This is a genomic window from Enterobacter sp. Ap-1006, assembly GCF_011752835.1.
In the GTDB taxonomy this organism is placed as follows: Bacteria; Pseudomonadota; Gammaproteobacteria; order Enterobacterales; family Enterobacteriaceae; genus Cedecea.
The window spans coordinates 878,146-891,089 of the sequence record NZ_VWWU01000001.1 but is presented as its reverse complement, the minus strand read 5'-3'; the positions used below and the strand labels follow the sequence as shown (position 1 = coordinate 891,089).

The 12,944-nt window shown below is 55.7% G+C and carries 10 protein-coding genes; 6 read left to right on the top strand and 4 right to left on the bottom strand.

The genetic code is table 11. The annotated features are described in order from the left end of the window. Positions 1 to 118: 118 nt before the first annotated feature. Complete coding sequence (locus F3J28_RS04160; protein WP_166873050.1) at positions 119 to 469, bottom strand: YebG family protein; 351 nt, start codon at positions 467 to 469, stop codon at positions 119 to 121. A gap of 136 nt (positions 470 to 605) precedes the next feature. Here F3J28_RS04160 and purT point away from each other — a divergent pair, with 136 nt between their 5' ends. Beyond that, positions 606 to 1,784, top strand: a complete 1,179-nt coding sequence (gene purT / locus F3J28_RS04155; RefSeq protein ID WP_166873047.1) for a formate-dependent phosphoribosylglycinamide formyltransferase — start codon at positions 606 to 608, stop codon at positions 1,782 to 1,784. Positions 1,785 to 1,849: 65 nt separating this feature from the next. Here purT and kdgA read toward each other — a convergent pair whose 3' ends face one another. From kdgA to zwf, 3 genes are all read right to left on the bottom strand, one after another. Further along, complete coding sequence (gene kdgA, locus F3J28_RS04150; protein WP_039304103.1) at positions 1,850 to 2,491, bottom strand: bifunctional 4-hydroxy-2-oxoglutarate aldolase/2-dehydro-3-deoxy-phosphogluconate aldolase; 642 nt, start codon at positions 2,489 to 2,491, stop codon at positions 1,850 to 1,852. A 52-nt stretch (positions 2,492 to 2,543) separates the two neighbouring features. Beyond that, positions 2,544 to 4,355: a phosphogluconate dehydratase gene (edd, locus tag F3J28_RS04145; RefSeq protein WP_166873044.1), complete on the bottom strand. Its 1,812-nt coding sequence runs from the start codon at positions 4,353 to 4,355 to the stop codon at positions 2,544 to 2,546. Positions 4,356 to 4,611: 256 nt separating this feature from the next. Then, positions 4,612 to 6,087: a glucose-6-phosphate dehydrogenase gene (gene zwf / locus F3J28_RS04140; RefSeq protein ID WP_008453964.1), complete on the bottom strand. Its 1,476-nt coding sequence runs from the start codon at positions 6,085 to 6,087 to the stop codon at positions 4,612 to 4,614. Positions 6,088 to 6,463: 376 nt separating this feature from the next. Between zwf and F3J28_RS04135 the strand changes: the two genes are divergently transcribed. From F3J28_RS04135 to F3J28_RS04115, 5 genes are all read left to right on the top strand, one after another. Beyond that, complete coding sequence (locus F3J28_RS04135) at positions 6,464 to 7,333, top strand: MurR/RpiR family transcriptional regulator (protein ID WP_008453963.1); 870 nt, start codon at positions 6,464 to 6,466, stop codon at positions 7,331 to 7,333. Between the two features lie 127 nt (positions 7,334 to 7,460). Beyond that, the gene (gene pyk / locus F3J28_RS04130; protein ID WP_166873041.1) at positions 7,461 to 8,903 is read left to right on the top strand and encodes a pyruvate kinase; all 1,443 of its coding nucleotides are present in this window, start codon (positions 7,461 to 7,463) and stop codon (positions 8,901 to 8,903) included. Between the two features lie 219 nt (positions 8,904 to 9,122). Further along, the gene (locus F3J28_RS04125; protein WP_166873038.1) at positions 9,123 to 11,225 is read left to right on the top strand and encodes a TonB-dependent siderophore receptor; all 2,103 of its coding nucleotides are present in this window, start codon (positions 9,123 to 9,125) and stop codon (positions 11,223 to 11,225) included. Further along, positions 11,216 to 12,196 (top strand): ABC transporter substrate-binding protein, encoded by a 981-nt coding sequence (locus F3J28_RS04120; RefSeq protein WP_166873035.1) that lies wholly within the window; start codon positions 11,216 to 11,218, stop codon positions 12,194 to 12,196. Before F3J28_RS04125 ends, F3J28_RS04120 begins: the two co-directional genes overlap by 10 nt. Further along, complete coding sequence (locus tag F3J28_RS04115) at positions 12,189 to 12,944, top strand: class I SAM-dependent methyltransferase (RefSeq protein WP_166873033.1); 756 nt, start codon at positions 12,189 to 12,191, stop codon at positions 12,942 to 12,944. Before F3J28_RS04120 ends, F3J28_RS04115 begins: the two co-directional genes overlap by 8 nt.

Sequence of the window (12,944 nt, the reverse complement as noted above, 5' to 3'; positions counted from 1 at the left end):
AGATCCTCTGTTGACTTAACTCGTCGAGAGTAGGCCACAGGACGTCAAGAAACGTCGGACAGCGCTAAAGATGGGAAAAGAATCGCGCCGGCTACCCGGCGCTTACAGCAGAACCGTATTACGCGGCTTTGGTGCGTTTACGTCCAGGGTGCTCGCTGACGTTGTCTTCCGCAGTTGGCGGTTGTTCAAGCGCTGAGGACTCTGCGTCTGGCTCAAACTGACTTAATTCAGGCTCTGGCAGCTTGCCGTTTTTCAATACGCCCGCCAGCAGATCCTTGTTTTCCGCCATCCACATCGCCAGGGTGTCGCTCTGCCCTTCATCCAGCGCAATCGGGCTTTGCTGCAGCCAGTCGCCGAGGACTTCAGCCAGATCCAGCATTTTATCGTAAGCGTCAGCATCCTTTTTACTGGCAAAGGCCATTTTTTCTTGTCCCTCTCTCACTACAACATATTTAATCTCGACCGCCATTTTGCAGCTCCGTTTTACCTGTTTATTTATCCAGTATATCGCCATTCATTTTATCACACAAGCCGGAAAGCCGCTGCCAACGCAAACGTTTTCGTTTATACTACAGCGGTCTTTTTCTTTGTTAAGGCTAAATCACATGTCAACGTTGGGAACCGCTCTGCGCCCGGCAGCTACGCGAGTTATGCTGCTGGGTTCCGGTGAATTGGGTAAAGAAGTGGCCATTGAATGCCAGCGCCTCGGGGTAGAAGTTATCGCGGTCGATCGCTACGCAAATGCGCCGGCAATGCACGTCGCACACCGCAGCCACGTCATTAATATGCTGGATGCCGCGGCGCTAAAAGCGCTTGTCGCCGCCGAAATGCCCGATTTTATCGTTCCTGAAATTGAAGCCATTGCCACCGATGCCCTGCTGGAGCTTGAAGCCCAGGGTCAGCGAGTGGTGCCGTGCGCCCGCGCCACCAAACTCACCATGAACCGCGAAGGGATCCGCCGCCTGGCCGCAGAAGAACTTCAGTTGCCCACTTCCAGCTATCGCTTCGCCGACAGCGAAGAAGCCTTCCAGCAGGCCGTGCAGGAGATTGGTTTGCCGTGCATTGTTAAACCGGTGATGAGTTCCTCCGGCAAAGGGCAGAGCTTCATCCGCACAGCCGACCAACTGGCAAAAGCCTGGGAATACGCCCAGCTAGGTGGGCGGGCCGGTAAAGGCCGCGTTATTGTTGAAGGCGTGGTCAATTTTGATTTTGAAATCACCCTGCTGACCATCAGCGCCGTTGACGGCGTGCATTTCTGCGCGCCTATCGGGCACCGTCAGGAAGAGGGCGACTACCGTGAATCCTGGCAGCCGCAGCAGATGAGCGACATCGCGCTGGCAAAATCGAAAGAGATTGCTGAAAAAGTGGTTACCGCTCTGGGCGGCCAGGGCCTGTTCGGCGTGGAGCTGTTTGTCTGCGGCGATGAGGTGATTTTCAGTGAAGTCTCCCCTCGCCCGCACGACACCGGCATGGTGACGTTGATTTCACAGGATCTGTCTGAGTTTGCGCTGCACGTTCGCGCCTTCCTCGGCCTGCCTGTCGGCGAAATTCGTCAGTATGGCCCTGCCGCATCGGCGGTGATCCTGCCTGAGTTGCAAAGCGATAACGTTAAATTTAGTAACGTGGGAGCAGCGCTGGGCGGCGGTTTACAGGTTCGCCTGTTTGGTAAGCCGGAGATCGCAGGTAAACGCCGCATGGGCGTGGCGCTGGCAACCGGTAACAGTGTCGATGAGGCAGTGACAAGGGCCGTGACGTCAGCCGCTCAGGTAAAAGTTGAAGGATAAAAAAATCGCCCTCAAATGAGGGCGATTGAATCAGTGGGCCCGCGTACTGCGGGCTTTTTTATGGCTTACTGCTTAGCGCCTTCCACCGCTTCACGGGCAAGCTTAGTGATGCGGTCGTAGTCACCCGCTTCCAGCGCATCGGCCGGAACCAGCCAGGAACCACCGATGCACAGCACGCTTTTAAGCGCCAGGTAATCGCGATAGTTAGCCGGTGAGATCCCACCGGTTGGACAGAAACGCACCTGAGAGAACGGTCCTGCAATGGCCTGCAGCGCTTTAGTGCCACCGTTGGCTTCAGCCGGGAAGAATTTGAACTCTTTCAGGCCGTAGTCCATCCCCAGCATCAGTTCTGACACGGTGCTGATGCCTGGGATCAACGGAATGGTGCCTTCGGTTGCGGCTTTCAGCAGCGGCTCGGTCAGACCCGGGCTGATGGCAAACTGCGCGCCAGCTTCGGTCACTTCCGCAAGCTGCTGCGGGTTCAGCACGGTGCCCGCGCCGATAATGGCTTCAGGCACTTCTTTCGCAATCGCACGAATGGCATCGATCGCACAAGCTGTACGCAGCGTGACTTCCAGCACGCGGACGCCACCGGCCACCAGCGCTTTCGCCATTGGCACCGCATGCTCCAGCTTGTTAACAACAATAACCGGCACAACCGGACCGGTTTTCAGGATCTGTTCCGCTGTAGTTTTCCAATTTTTCATCTGAGCGCCTCTTAGCCACTTTTAATCTGTTCCGGGCATTACTGCCGCGGGCTTAAAATTTAATGCAGGTTGCGCCTTGTTCAGCGCCCGAAAGCTGTTCGCGCAATGCGCCGAATAGCTCCCGACCGGTCCCTACGCGCTCGGCGCTGAGATCCGGGTGATAAGCAGTGCGCGCCGCAAGTACGGCTTCATCGACCAGCAACGTTAGCTCGCCCGTTTGGCCGTTGACGCGAATAATGTCGCCATCCTGCACCTTCGCCAGCAGCCCGCCGTCATACGCTTCCGGGGTAACATGGATTGCGGAAGGCACCTTCCCTGAGGCACCGGACAGTCTTCCATCTGTCACCAGAGCAATTTTGAAACAGCGGTCCAATAATACTCCAAGCGGCGGCATAAGTTTATGCAATTCTGGCATGCCGTTCGCTTTTGGCCCCTGATGGCGGACGACAACAACACAATCGCGGTCCAGTTTGCCGGCTTCAAAAGCAGGCAATACGTCATGCTGGCTTTCAAAAATAACCGCCGGTGCTTCAATCACCTGATTTTCTACCGGCACCGCTGAGGTTTTCATCACCGCCCGGCCCAGATTCCCGCTCAGCACTTTGGTTCCGCCGTGGCGGGAGAATGGTTTTTCCATCGTGGCAATAACGTCGCTATCCAACGGCTGGCTCGCACCTTCACGCCAGGCAAGCTGACCGTTGTCGAGCCACGGCTCCATGGTGTAGTGATGCAGGCCAAAACCGGCCACGGTGTTAACGTCTTCGTGCAGCAGGCCACCTTTCAGTAGCTCACGCAGCAGCACCGGCACACCGCCCGCCGCCTGGAAGTGGTTAATGTCGGCAGGACCGTTAGGATATAAACGAGCCAGCAGCGGCACAATTTCGGAGATCTCGGAGAAGTCGTCCCAGTTAATAATGATCCCGGCAGCGCGAGCCATCGCAACAAGATGCATGGTGTGGTTCGTCGAGCCGCCGGTAGCCAGCAGTGCAACAATGCCGTTCACCACCACTTTCTCATCAATCATTTTCCCGAGAGGCATCCATTCGTTTCCGTTGCCGGTCAGGCGAGTGACCTGGCGCGCCGCTGCGTCCGTCAGCGCGTGACGCAACTCTGCATCAGGCTGAACAAACGAGGACCCCGGCAACTGCATGCCCATAAACTCAACCACCATCTGGTTGGTATTCGCCGTGCCGTAGAAAGTACAGGTCCCCGGGGCGTGATAAGAGGCAGCTTCCGCTTCCAGCAGCGCGAGGCGGTCAACTTTACCTTCCGCATAAAGCTGGCGAATACGGACTTTTTCTTTGTTCGGCAAGCCGCTGGCCATCGGGCCTGATGGCACAAAGACTGCAGGGAGATGCCCAAACGACAGCGCGGCCATCGTCAGCCCCGGCACGATTTTGTCGCACACGCCAAGATAGAGCGCCCCGTCAAACATGTTATGGGAAAGGCCAACGGCGGTAGACATGGCAATCACTTCCCGGCTCAGCAGCGAAAGCTCCATACCATCCTGGCCCTGAGTCACCCCATCGCACATCGCCGGGACGCCGCCTGCAACCTGCCCCACCGCGCCCACAGAATGCAGCGCCTTACGGATTTGCTCAGGGTAATGTTCATACGGCTGATGGGCGGAGAGCATGTCGTTGTAGGACGTGATGATCGCAATATTGTTACGCAACATGCTTTTCAGCGCCGCCTTATCGTCCGGCTGGCAGGCAGCGAAACCATGCGCGAGGTTACCGCAGGCAAGTTCCGAGCGGTGAACCGTATTGCTCCGGGCTTTCTCAATGCGTGCCAGGTAGGCTTCGCGCGTTGGGCGGGAGCGTTCGATAATACGCAATGTTACCCGTAACAAATTTGGATGCATAGAAGTTCCTCAGAAAGTGGCTGTTCTCCCGCATTGATACCGTCATGTTCAGAGCTGATGAAAGTAACTTTGTAGCCCATCAGACTTGATGTCGGGAGCAAAAACGCTTCAGCTAGTGTAAATAAAAAAGCCCCGCGGGTGAATCCACGCGGGGCTTTTATTCATAAAAAACTATGCCACTTCTGTGTTAGATCATGTTACCGGTAAAATAAGACCTCTTTGTTAGTGACTTTTTACCGGCCATGTTTACAGCCTGTTACTCAAACTCGTTCCAGGAGTGGCCATCACGGGTAATCATCGCCACGGAAGCCACCGGCCCCCAGGTACCGGCCTGGTAAGGTTTCGGCGCATCGTTATCCGCAGCCCAGGCTTCGGTAATGGAGTCGACCCATTTCCACGCCTCTTCCACTTCATCACGACGAACAAACAGCGCCTGAATGCCCCGCATGGTTTCCAGCAGCAGACGTTCATAGGCATCCGCCAGGTGAGATTCATTGAAGGTCTCGGAGTAGCTCAGATCCAGCTTGGTGGTTTGCAGGTTATGCTTGTGCTCCAGGCCCGGGACTTTGTTCAGGATCTGAATATCCACGCCTTCATCCGGCTGCAGACGGATAGTCAGCTTGTTCTGCGGCAATTCCTGCCAGGAATCTTTAAACAGATTCAGCGCAGGGTTTTTGAAGTAAACCACGACTTCAGAACATTTGGTTGGCAGACGTTTACCGGTACGCAGGTAGAACGGCACGCCGGCCCAACGCCAGTTATCGATATCTACTCGAATAGCCACGAAGGTTTCGGTGGCGCTGGATTTGTTCGCGCCCTCTTCTTCCAGGTAGCCAGGCACTTTCTTGCCCTGCGCAAAGCCTGCGGTGTACTGACCGCGCACGGTCTTATCACGCACGTTGGTGCGGTCAATGCGGCGCAGCGACTGCAGAACCTTCACTTTCTCATCGCGAATATGGTCCGCAGTCAAATCAGACGGTGGAGACATGGCAATCATACACAGGATCTGCAGCAGGTGGTTTTGGATCATGTCGCGCATCTGCCCGGCCTGATCGAAGTAACCCCAGCGGCCTTCAATACCCACTTCTTCGGCCACGGTGATTTCTACGTGATCGATAGTGCGGTTGTCCCAGTTGTTAGCGAACAGGGAGTTAGCAAAACGCAGTGCCAGCAGGTTAAGAACGGTTTCTTTACCCAGATAGTGGTCGATACGGTAAACCTGGCACTCTTCAAAGAACTCGCCCACCTGATCGTTGATCTGCTGGGAAGTTTCGAGGGAAGTCCCCAGCGGTTTTTCCATGACGACGCGAGCAGGCTTGGCGTTAAGCTTCGCTTTACCTAACCCTTTGCAGATAGCGCCAAAGGTGCTTGGCGGCATAGCGAAATAGTTGATGGTGACGCGATTCTGCTGGTCGAGCATTTTCCCCAGCTTGGTAAAAGCAGAGGTGTCGTTGACGTCCAGGTTACAGAAATCCAGACGACCGCTCAGTTTGTCCCACAGGCTCTCGTCAATCTTCTCTTTCATGAAGGTTTCGAGGGCTTCGCGGACAACTTTGGTGTATGCCTCTTTATCCCACTCTGCGCGGCCAACACCCAGAATACGGGTCTCCGGATGGATTTGACCTGCTTTTTCCAGCTGATACAGGGATGGCAACAGTTTCCGGCGCGCCAGGTCGCCTTTTGCACCGAAAATGACCAGGTCGCACGCCTGGGCTGTTTGCGTTACCGCCATGTTTGTCTCCTCGTTTCGGATATCCCGGCTTTTACCGGCCCTTTGGGGCCCGGATAGCATTAAGCCAGGCACGTCTTGTAATTTTATTACGCTGCAATGTACTGCTTTTGCTGAATCGAGGACAACCGTTAACCCCGGTTTGACCGCCTCAATTGCTAACTTTTCCCACAATGCCGCACTAAAGCGTCATTTACTGGCGTTTTATTGTGCGATGTAACCGTTGCCAAAGTTAGACACCGATCATGTAATGAAAAAAAACAACAACATTACCTGGGCGACTCGCCCTATCACATTTTAGCAAGAGTATATTCTTGCTAAATCGGCCCACGATTTCTTCTGTTGCTGAAATCGCTAAAACCCATGAGTGCCCGCCTTTATGAATATGCTGGAAAAAATCCAGTCACAGCTGGAACACCTTAGCAAATCGGAACGCAAAGTCGCAGAAGTGATTCTTGCTGCGCCTCAGGACGCCATTCACTCCAGCATCGCGACGCTTGCCCGCAGCGCGGACGTCAGCGAGCCCACCGTGAACCGCTTTTGCCGTCGCCTTGAAACCAAGGGCTTCCCGGATTTTAAACTGCATTTAGCTCAGAGTCTGGCGAATGGCACGCCGTATGTAAACCGGAATGTTGATGAAGATGATAGCGTCGAGTCGTATACCGGCAAGATCTTTGAATCCGCTATGGCGAGCCTTGACCGGGTCCGTCAGTCGCTGGATATGTCTGCGGTGAACCGGGCCGTGGATTTGCTTACCCAGGCAAAGAAAATTGCCTTTTTTGGACTCGGATCATCCGCCGCCGTCGCGCACGACGCTACCAACAAGTTTTTCCGCTTTAATGTCCCGGTAATTTACTCAGATGACGTTGTTATGCAACGTATGAGCTGTATGAATTGTACCGAGCAGGACGTGGTGGTGCTTATCTCTCACACCGGCCGGACTAAAAATCTGGTTGAGCTGGCGCAGTTAGCCCGTGAAAACGATGCCATTGTGCTCGCCATCACATCGGAAGGCAGCCCGCTTGCCCGTGAGGCGACGCTTTCTCTGCTGCTGGATGTGCCAGAAGATACTGACATTTATATGCCGATGGTGTCTCGCCTGGCGCAGTTGACCGTCATTGATGTGCTGGCGACGGGCTTTACTTTGCGTCGAGGGGCAAAATTCAGGGATAACTTGAAGCGAGTCAAGGAAGCGCTCAAAGAATCGCGCTTTGATAAAGAACGTCTTCTCTCAGGCGATGAACGTTAATTTTTGATAACAAAGTTGTAACTTATTAGGCTGTTCGGTTACGTTGTCATGGGTGTTCACAGCACACCCTGACCTACCGAGTTTTTGTTCACGCAACACCAAGTTGTTTCAGTCAACGGAGTAATACATGTCCAGACGGCTACGTAGAACCAAAATCGTTACCACCTTAGGCCCGGCAACCGACCGCGATAATAATTTAGAAAAAATTATTGCCGCCGGCGCTAACGTGGTGCGAATGAACTTCTCCCACGGCTCAGCTGAAGACCATCAGCTGCGTGCAGATAAAGTGCGTGAAATTGCCGCAAAACTGGGGCGTCATGTGGCGATCCTCGGCGATTTGCAAGGCCCTAAAATTCGCGTATCTACCTTCAAAGAAGGCAAAGTATTCCTTAACCTGGGCGACAAATTCCTGCTGGATGCCAACCTCGGCAAAGGCGAAGGCGACAAAGAGAAAGTGGGCATCGACTATAAAGGCCTCCCGGCCGACGTTGTCCCAGGCGACATCCTGCTGCTCGACGATGGCCGCGTGCAGCTCAAAGTGCTGGAAGTCCAGGGCCTGAAAGTGTTTGCCGAAGTGACCGTAGGCGGCCCGCTGTCTAACAACAAAGGGATCAACAAGCTGGGCGGGGGTTTGTCCGCTGAAGCGCTGACCGATAAAGACAAAGCCGACATTGTTACCGCTGCAAAAATTGGCGTTGATTACCTGGCCGTCTCCTTCCCACGCTGCGGCGAAGATTTGAACTATGCCCGTCGCCTGGCGCGTGATGCGGGCTGCGATGCGAAAATTGTGGCGAAAGTAGAACGCGCGGAAGCCGTTTGTGACGAAGCCGCAATGGACGACATTATTCTCGCCTCTGACGTGGTGATGGTAGCCCGCGGTGACCTGGGCGTAGAAATCGGCGACCCGGAGCTGGTTGGCATCCAGAAAACCCTGATTCGTCGTGCTCGTAAGCTGAATCGTGCCGTGATCACCGCCACCCAGATGATGGAGTCGATGATCACCAACCCAATGCCAACCCGTGCGGAAGTCATGGACGTGGCAAACGCCGTACTCGACGGCACCGATGCGGTGATGCTGTCGGCAGAAACGGCGGCAGGCCAGTATCCTGCTGAAACCGTAGCGGCAATGGCGCGCGTTTGCCTGGGCGCAGAGAAAATCCCAAGCATTAACGTCTCCAAGCACCGTCTCGACGTGCAGTTCGATAACGTGGAAGAAGCCATTGCGATGTCCGCGATGTATGCCGCTAACCACCTCAAAGGGGTTACCGCCATCATTTCGATGACCGAGTCCGGGCGTACCGCGCTGATGACGTCTCGTATCAGCTCCGGCTTGCCTATTTTTGCGCTCTCTCGCCATGAGCGTACGCTGAACCTCACGTCACTCTATCGCGGCGTGACCCCGGTTTACTTTGACAGCGCAAGCGAAGGCGTCGCCGCCGCTAACGATGCGGTAAACCTCCTGCGGGATAAAGGCTACCTGATTTCTGGCGACCTGGTCATCGTGACCCAGGGCGACGTGATGAGCACCATCGGCACCACCAACACCACGCGTATCCTCTGCGTTGAGTAATTCTCGCCCGCTATAAAGCCCGACAGAGCCGCGACACACGTTCGCGGCTTTTTTATTATCTGCCCCGCTTCCCAGGCCGTAAACCCACACGCAATGCAGCGTTTTAATTTCCACATCATTGTGAAATGATATGTTATAACGTAACAATTAATGGCAAAGTAGAGTCTTGCGGCGCCACTTTCTGAACAGGCACGTTCATTCTGAGTTGACACATACACAATGAAAATCAAACGCCCCTTCCCGTATGCCTGCGTCGCATTGACGTTTTTATCTTCTCCGCTTTTGGCCGCCAATTGTCCTCCCGCTGAGTGTGAAGAAAACATCACCGTAGAAAGCCGAACGCCCGCAGAACTTCAGCCTGCAGGCGGCACGGCGTCACGCCTGGGCCTGACGGATAAAGAAATCCCCCGCTATGTGGAAACCTTTTCACAAAAAGAGATCCGCGTCCGCGGCGACCGCACGCTGGCCGAAACTGTCAGCCATGCAACCGGCATGTCCGGCGTCGCTTCCCCTACGCTCTCCAATAGCTTCTCGCTGCGCGGCTTTATGCCGGTAAGCTGGCTATTGGACGGAATGGAAATGCCAGGCAGCACGCTCCAGTTGGGCAACCCGGCACACTACGGCCAGGTGGATATTTTGCACGGCCCCGGTTCCACCCTGAACGGTTTGAGCGCTACCGCCGGCAGCGTCAATCTTGTGTCACGTCAGCCCAGCTTCGTGGACACACCGGCGATGCTCAACTATCAATTCGGCAGCCACAGCACCCAGGCATTGCAGGGCGGAGCGGGAGGAACGCTGTTGCAGGACAAAATTGCCTGGCGGCTGGATGCTTCAGGCAGCGGCGGTAACAGTCAGGTCCAGCATGAGCGCAATCGACAGTCGAGGGTTAGCGGCTCGCTGCTCTTCCGCCTGACCGACGACACCACCCTGACGCTCTACGGCGACCGGATGAACAACCGGAGCAACAATCCTTACTTCGGGACCCCGTTGATAGAGGGCAAAGCACTGAAGTCACTGCGCGGCCTGAACTACAATAATCTGACCGACGCCACGATTGCCAGCCACGCAACGGCCTTGCAGGCCGTACTGGACAGCACTCTTGCTCCGGGGCTGAGCTTCAACAACCATACCTGGTATTACACCGGCTACCGCGCCTGGCACAACGTGGAACGCTATCGCTACAGCACAGCAGCTCCGGACTTAGTGAATCGCGACTCCTGGGGCGATCTGAGCCATAAGAATACCCTGCTGGCTAACAGGTCGAGTTTGTCCCTGGACGGTCCTCTGCTGGGTTTCGATAACCGCCTGGTGGCCGGAATCGAGCTGCAAACCAGCCGCTTTGATTATCAAAAAAACGGCTTCCCCGGCTCGCAAGATGTGCCCATATTTAACCCGCCGCGTGAGCCTTTCAGTGCCGAAACCGGCGTTACCCGCGCGCCCTGGAGTCGGGTCACTCAACGCCAGTCTGCTGCTTTTCTGGAAGATAGCCTGCAGTTGACCCGCAGCCTCAGCCTGTTAAGCCAGCTGCGCTTTACGAAGCTGGATATGGACTGGCGCTACTACACGCCGGCGCGCAGTGAAAGTCAGACCTGGAGCTTCCTGAATTCAGGTCTCGGCCTGAACTGGGATATTACCGACAACACCGCGCTATACGTCAGCTATGCCAACGGCAAAGAGGCTGGGGGCGACATCTTTTTCTTAAGCGCCGACCAGACTCACCTGCCGCTGACGCAGTCACAGCAGTGGGAAACGGGGATCAAGAGCCAGTTCTGGGATAACAAAGTGGCCACCCGGCTTGCTCTCTACCAGCTACGTAAAAATAACCTCTTCACCCCTTCAGCTATCACGCCGGGGGAGCTTACCGCCGTGGGGCAGCAAACATCTCGGGGAATTGAGTTTTCCACGACTATTCACCCCAACGAGCGCTGGGAGATGGCGGGAAATCTGGCCTGGACTCACGCAAGATTTGACCGTTTTAGCGCGGGTAACCCGTCTGAAAATCTGGACGGGAATCAACCGGCTTATGTCCCGACCTGGACCGGCAATCTCGCACTTACCTGGCACCCCATAGCTCCTCTTAGCTTGCGGAGTGACCTGCGCTATGTTGGCAGCAGCTTCAATGACAATCGCAATACCCGCCCGATGGACGATTACATTACCCTGGATCTGGCCGCAGAATACCGGCTGACGCCTAAAGTGACCGTGGGTACGCGGGTGCGCAACCTGACCGACACGTTTTATACCTGGCAGCGGACTTACGACGGCCAGGCGCTAATCGCGCCGTCACGCACCTGGGAAGGTTGGGTGACGGTATGGTTCTGAGGACCGCGCCAGCGGCTTTAATTCTTGTGGCAGCGGGACTTCTGTTTCCCTCAGCTCTACGGGCTATTACCCTCCCTAATTGTGCTGAACCACAGCGCTTTGCTGACGTACCGACGCGTATCGTGGTTTACGGCAATCCGGCGCTGGAAAATCTTCTGGCGCTGGGGGCGCAGGAAGAGATTGTCGGCGTCGTGGGCTACGATCCAGCCCACGACCCTCAGCACCTGGCTGACGGCAACGCCCTTTCACTGCCGATCGTGGCAAAGAAGGGGTTAATTTCTGCTGAGGCGCTGCTGATGCTGCATCCTGACATGGTCTACTCCTCAAGCTGGTACTGGTTCTGGTCACCTGAAGGAGCGACCCGCGACCAAATGACATCGTGGGGAATATCGACCTGGCTTTCATCAGGTGCCTGCGGAGGTCAGCAAAGTACCCCAGGGCGAAATATCAGCTTTGATGCGCTGTTTCAGGAAATTGAGGATTTAGCGCAAATCTTACGCCGGGAAAAACAGGGCAAGACGCTTGTAGACCAAAATCGAAAGTACCTGGCAGCCCTGCGCCAGCGTGCGGACACATTGCCCCCGGCTCGTCTCCTCTGGTGGTATTCCGGCACGGATTCACCCTACGTGGCCGGGTGCTGCGGCGCGCCGAATATGCTGAGCATGGCCAGCGGCAGTCAAAATATTTTCTCCGATCTCTCTGCGCTGTGGCCAAACGTTGCCTGGGAAGAGATAGCCCGTCGCGATCCGGACATTTTGGTGCTCGCCGATCTGCCCAGGGGCGGCCCCGGGGATAGTGCCAAAGATAAAATAGCCTTTGTCGAGCATTTCCCTCTCACCGCCGGGCTGCGCGCCGTGAAGGAAAAGAAATTCATCATCCTGTCCGGCTATGACATGGATCCCTCGATCCGCTCGCTGGACGCGCTAAACCGGCTCATTGCCTCACTTTCTACCAAGGAAAAACATGACTGACATCACATGGAACACTCTTGTCACGCTCTGGGATCGGCAGCAAAGCGCTTATATCGCCAGCCGGGAAGCGCGCTTCGACGCCCTGATGGACATACTCGCCCTGCAGTTTGACGATGCCTTTTCACTGCTCGAACTCGGGTGTGGGCCGGGTTCCCTCACGAGGCGCATCCTGCAACGGTTCCCTGCTGTGCACGTTACCGCGGTGGATGTTGATCCGGTCATGCTGGCCATCGCCCGTGAAACGCTGCTTCCTTTCGGCGATCGGGTGCGTATTCTTTCGGCCGATTTGGCCACGCCTGACTGGCAGCAAAAAATGGTCGGGGCTCGCCCGGAAGCTATTGTTTCAAGCACCGCGTTACACTGGTTAATGCCCGACAGACAGCATGCTCTGCACGGTGAAATTCATAGAATGCTGGCCGATAACGGCGTGTTCCTGAATGCCGATCACCAGCGTTTTAACCCCGCGGACCTCCACAAGAAAGCGATCAGCGAGCGCCACGATGCCCAAACTCAGCAGCGGGCCTGGGCTCACGGCGCTGTGGACTGGGAGGCGTGGTTTATCCTCGCTAAAGAGATAGAGGACATCGCCAGGCTGATTCCGGCCCGGGAAGCCGTGTTCGCGGGGCGCCCGGTTCCCCCGCCGACGACGGTGGCCTTTCAGCTGGCAAGCCTGAGTCAGGCTGGCTTCAGCGAAACAGGCACGCTGTGGCAGCTTATGGACGATTACCTGATTGCCGGCTGGAAATAA

Excerpts from the sequence above, each read along its gene's own strand:
- pyk (WP_166873041.1), top strand. The coding sequence starts at position 7,461 with ATGTCCAGACGGCTACGTAGAACCAAAATCGTTACCACCTTAGGCCCG.
- edd (WP_166873044.1), bottom strand. The coding sequence starts at position 4,355 with ATGCATCCAAATTTGTTACGGGTAACATTGCGTATTATCGAACGCTCC.
- F3J28_RS04160 (WP_166873050.1), bottom strand. The coding sequence starts at position 469 with ATGGCGGTCGAGATTAAATATGTTGTAGTGAGAGAGGGACAAGAAAAA.
- kdgA (WP_039304103.1), bottom strand. The coding sequence starts at position 2,491 with ATGAAAAATTGGAAAACTACAGCGGAACAGATCCTGAAAACCGGTCCG.
- F3J28_RS04120 (WP_166873035.1), top strand. The coding sequence starts at position 11,216 with ATGGTTCTGAGGACCGCGCCAGCGGCTTTAATTCTTGTGGCAGCGGGA.
- zwf (WP_008453964.1), bottom strand. The coding sequence starts at position 6,087 with ATGGCGGTAACGCAAACAGCCCAGGCGTGCGACCTGGTCATTTTCGGT.
- F3J28_RS04115 (WP_166873033.1), top strand. The coding sequence starts at position 12,189 with ATGACTGACATCACATGGAACACTCTTGTCACGCTCTGGGATCGGCAG.
- F3J28_RS04125 (WP_166873038.1), top strand. The coding sequence starts at position 9,123 with ATGAAAATCAAACGCCCCTTCCCGTATGCCTGCGTCGCATTGACGTTT.
- purT (WP_166873047.1), top strand. The coding sequence starts at position 606 with ATGTCAACGTTGGGAACCGCTCTGCGCCCGGCAGCTACGCGAGTTATG.
- F3J28_RS04135 (WP_008453963.1), top strand. The coding sequence starts at position 6,464 with ATGAATATGCTGGAAAAAATCCAGTCACAGCTGGAACACCTTAGCAAA.